We start from the raw sequence: 4,496 nt of genomic DNA on the forward strand, positions 1-4,496 counted from the left end.
CCTATCGTGACAGCGGCGCTGTACAACGGCCAGGGTGAAGGCGGTGTGGCCCCCACGCCTGCAGGCGATACGTCTACCCAGGCAGACACCAGCGTGTTCGACGCCGCCCACGACCACCGCTACAGCGGGCAGGGGAATCTGATCGGCACGGGTAGCGGCGGCCACAGCCCCGTCTGGCATGGCGCGGGTGCCAATGCCCACCGCAATGCCAGCGCCCAATGGGGCATCCGCAGCAAGGAGTTTGGTGGCGCTTCAGGATCTGCGGGCTACAACCAACTCGTCTTCGACGATACCGACAACCAAGGCCGCATTCAGCTCAAGACCACGCAAAACGCCACCGAGCTCAACCTGGGCCACCTCATCCACACGGCAGACAACTACCGCGGTAGCCTGCGCGGCACGGGGGCCGAGCTGCGCACCGATGCCTATGGGGCTATCCGCGCCGGTGCCGGTCTGCTCATCAGCAGCTACCAGATCCAGCACAGTGCCAGCAGCCGGGATCCTGCCGGAGACAACAGCGCGGGCATGGCCTTGCTCAAGCAGGCCAGTACCCTGGCCGGGGCGTTTAGCCAGGCTGCCAGTACCCACCGTACTGTCGCCTACGCCAGCCACCTGGGTGCAGCGAACGCCAACGCCAGCAGCCTGGATGCCCAGGCCGCTCCGCTCAAGGCCTTGCAGACCAGCGCCAGCGGCATGCTCAACCCGCGCAGCCTGGAGCAGGCACTGGCCGACGCTGCGGCCAAGCAGACCAGCACAGCCGAAGGCCCAGACGGTGCCCCCGTACCGCACAGCGCCGACGCACTGATCCACGTTGCCGCCCGGGGCGGCCTGGGCACGGTGGCAGGCCAGAGCCTCCAGCTCAGCAATGGCGAGACCATCAGCCTGATGAGCGGGCAGGACAGCCAGTACAGCACCGGCGGTGCGCTGCGTGTGCACAGCGGGCAGGCGATTGGTATCTTGGCTGGAGCGGTGGAAGCGGGGGCCAATGGCACGGGGCTGCAAATCATCGCCGCCCAAGACGACATTGATCTGCAAGCCCAGGCGGACGAACTCAAAGTCCAGGCCAAAGACGGCATCACCGTGCAAAGCGCGAATGGCCATATCGACTGGGCCGCGGCCAAGAAGATCAGCATCAGTACGGCGGGTGGGGCGAATATCACGATTGAGGGGGGGAACATCACCACGCAGGCTCCGGGGCAGATTACGGTGCATGCCTCGGCTAAGGTGTTTGAGGGGCCGGGTAGGGTGGGGTATGCGATGCCGGTCCTGCCCAAGGCGGTCTTCAAGTTGAAGAAACAGCGTCCGGTTTCAAGCTAACCGCCGATGGCAGTGCCACCACCCCCACATACAACATCCAAAACCCTCCATGCTCATTAGCCCTCCGTTTCTGCCTTCACGCACAGCCGACCAAACCGAAGTCGATTGGATCAACGCAGCCATGCCCGGAGGAGAACCGGGCCACGGCGCATTCCCAGTGAGCTACCTGATGGAATGGCATGGTGGCGTCCATCTGACTGCACCCATGGGTGAAACTCCCAACGTCTCACTCCCTGTGCGAGCCATAGCCGATGGCATGGTCGTGTATGTCCGCAAAAAGACAGACGTTGATGCAAAAGACGTTGATGCCCCGCTGAACTATGGCGAGGGCTACACCAGCGATGGCGTAGTGGTCATTCGGCACCACACAGAGATTGGTGCCCCCCCCCAAGGCCAAGCAGTGCAAGTGCAGTTCTACTCGGTGTACCTGCACTTGGACAGCATCTCGCCCACGGTGATCGAAAAGCGGTGCATCTACCGCAAAGATGAGATCGGGCAGGCTGGACACATCGAAGGTAAACCCCATCTGGTCCATTTTGAAATCTGCTGCGATGACGCCAACTTGGCGCGGCTAGTGGGGCGTAGCACGGGCGACTTGTCGTTGACGAACGATGGGCGCACCGATGTGCTGTTTGGCGAGATGTACTTCTATCTCCCCGCAGGCACGCCGGTGTACCCTGCCAAGCCACTGCCCCAGTACGTGCAAGCTATGGTTCAGCCGCCTGCTGTCCCTAGCCAGCGCGGCCAACCTGCTGCACCACGCCCGGCACCGCAGCCTTTGCAAGCTGTGCACACCACCGCCGACGCACTGGTGGTCGGCCTACTGTATGCAGGAGGTGCCGGTGTGGTGAATCAACGTGGTGATGCGGTACTGACAAGCTACCACCTGGATGGCACGCCTGTTTCTGCGCCCGCTGCCACCACGGACTCACCGCCCATCGTTATCCGCGAGACAGGGGCCGAATACCAGCTGTACACAACAGCCAAAGCCATCAGCGAAGCCTACCCTGCCACAGCCCGCCCCACCACCAGTGCCGTCTATGAGTTGTTGCGCTTTGGTCGCGTGATCGGCCCTGACGCGCTGGTGCCTGCTGACGTACCCCATTGGCGGGAGGTGGCTACACCCGAGGGGCGTGGTTGGGTCAACCTGAATGCAGGCAACGTGCACAAGTACAGCGATGCCGACTTTCCACAATGGAAAGACTGGACTCTGGTCGACGACGACACTAATGGCGACAGCCGCTGCGACTCGGCAACCCTGAAGCGCCTTGTGTTCACCGACAAGCAAGGAGCCGTGCAGCCTTTTAACCGGGCCAATGCAGAAGGGCGACTGCGCATAGCGAATGTGCGCAAGAAGTTAGCCAATACCGTGTGCCGATTCCCCAGCGAGTGGGATGCATCCACCATCGATGCACGCTGGGCTTGGCTCAAAACTGCTGATGCGGGCAACCCTGAGCCGCTGAGTGGGACAGACTACGACGACCTCAAAGCGCATTTGCAGGCGCTGTGCATCCCGCGGCCGGAGCTGTTTTCTGCCCAGTGGTGCTTTGATCCGAGGGAGTTTATTCGGCATTTTAGGATGTGTGGGTGGTTGAGTGCGAGGGAGTTGGCACAGTGCTTCCCGAGAAGGCAGCTCCATTTAAACGCAACAACATTTCATCCGGCTACAACAGATTGGGATACAGCGCTTGCAAAAGCAACAACGTGGTCAACTTCGTTTAATAAAACAAATAGAAGATATGGTTTAAGCGCAAACAAGCAAAGATTGGTGCATTACTTTTCACACGTACTTCCTGAAACCGGTTATTTGAGTCAAATGAAAGAAGGAGATAATAAATCTGGAACTTACTTAAAAAGTAAGCCATATTTCCCGTATTACGGTCGCGGACTTATTCAATTGACTTGGCTGGCGACATATCAGAAATATGGAGTGTTTCGTGGCTTCCCAAATGTCGTAACATCCGGCATATATCAGGAACTAAAATGGGATCCGGATATATTAATTGCATTCAATAATGCAAAATACAATGCATTAAATTGTGCCGACAGTGCTTGTTTTTATGTATCCAGCCATTCAAGCATGATGCGAAAGATGGACGGAGGGCTTACACAAAGTGACGGCATTGCTGTTAGTAAGTGTGTAAATGGAGATGTGCCGATTCAAAATTTAAATGGACTAGACATACGTTTACAAAGTATTATTTTTTTGCAAAACTTCATTATGGAAAATACGACCATATCCGCCACAGAAACTTTAACATTTTCTTGGCGCAGGAATAGTAACGCCGAGATAATAATGGACGACAATGGAGTTCCCAAAAAAGACAAAAATGGCAATCCCAAAAAAGGGTATATCTTACGTGAAAACTCCTGGGTTATAGAAGTGCCACTTGAAAAACAAAGACCATGACATGAAAAAACTATTTATATTAATAACTGCTGTATTTTTTTTAAATACAACAAATGCGGAAATTACATCTCAAACATTGTGCTTTGAAAATCAAAAAAATAAGAATATAGAGTTATTATTAAGGACATACGTCGACAATGAAATTCAAAAAGAAATTGGAGCACTTGTAAAATATAAATCATCAAAAAATACCATTCCACTTGTTTTTGTGGATGATGACGCGACAGGCGAGTCGGCTGATTATGTGCTGAATTGGTTGGAGATTTTTGACGGAAAAATAACCGGAGAATATCGACTCATAAAACCAAAAATGGCAACTATTTTTGGTGCTTACGTAAAATACAAAAGTATAAAAACTGGGAAGGAAACAATTTTTTCCCCATCTGGAAAATCTGAAGATGAGTGTTTGATAAATTTGAAATAATTTTTAAATTTTCCAGCACTTCTGATAAAAACTCTTCGACCAAATACCGCATTTTCTGGTAGGACTGCTGCACTTCCGCCTCCCCCATCCCCCTGCAAGCCCTCATCACCCAAGCCCAGCGCCTAGGCTACGCCAACCGCATGGAGATGATTGCCGCCGATGTACCCTGGCGGCCCGTACTGGCCGACGGCACCGGCCTGCTGCTGAACCCCCGGCGCACCGCGTTCGGTAGCCAGACGGCCACCGTGGTGGGGCCGGATGGGCAGGCTACGCCCAATGGGGCCAATGAGATTTATACCGATGCCCTAGGCCGCATCCGCATCCGCTTCCACTGGCAGGACAGCG

4 protein-coding genes are annotated in these 4,496 nt (G+C 55.0%); all 4 read left to right on the forward strand.

The window, feature by feature from the left end; translation table 11 throughout:
* The coding region (locus ABI213_RS20870) for a type VI secretion system Vgr family protein (protein ID WP_348028500.1) at nucleotides 1-1,317 on the forward strand (1,317 nt) is incomplete at its 5' end.
* A gap of 157 nt (nucleotides 1,318-1,474) precedes the next feature.
* Nucleotides 1,475-3,727, forward strand: a complete 2,253-nt coding sequence (locus ABI213_RS20875) for a M23 family metallopeptidase (RefSeq protein WP_348028502.1) — start codon at nucleotides 1,475-1,477, stop codon at nucleotides 3,725-3,727.
* A 1-nt stretch (nucleotide 3,728) separates the two neighbouring features.
* The gene (locus ABI213_RS20880; protein ID WP_348028504.1) at nucleotides 3,729-4,151 is read left to right on the forward strand and encodes a hypothetical protein; all 423 of its coding nucleotides are present in this window, start codon (nucleotides 3,729-3,731) and stop codon (nucleotides 4,149-4,151) included.
* A gap of 140 nt (nucleotides 4,152-4,291) precedes the next feature.
* Nucleotides 4,292-4,496 (forward strand): hypothetical protein (locus ABI213_RS20885; protein WP_348028506.1); only part of this gene is annotated, 205 nt, incomplete at its 3' end.

Source organism: Rhodoferax sp. (assembly GCF_039922535.1).
In the GTDB taxonomy this organism is placed as follows: domain Bacteria; phylum Pseudomonadota; class Gammaproteobacteria; order Burkholderiales; family Burkholderiaceae_C; genus Rhodoferax_B.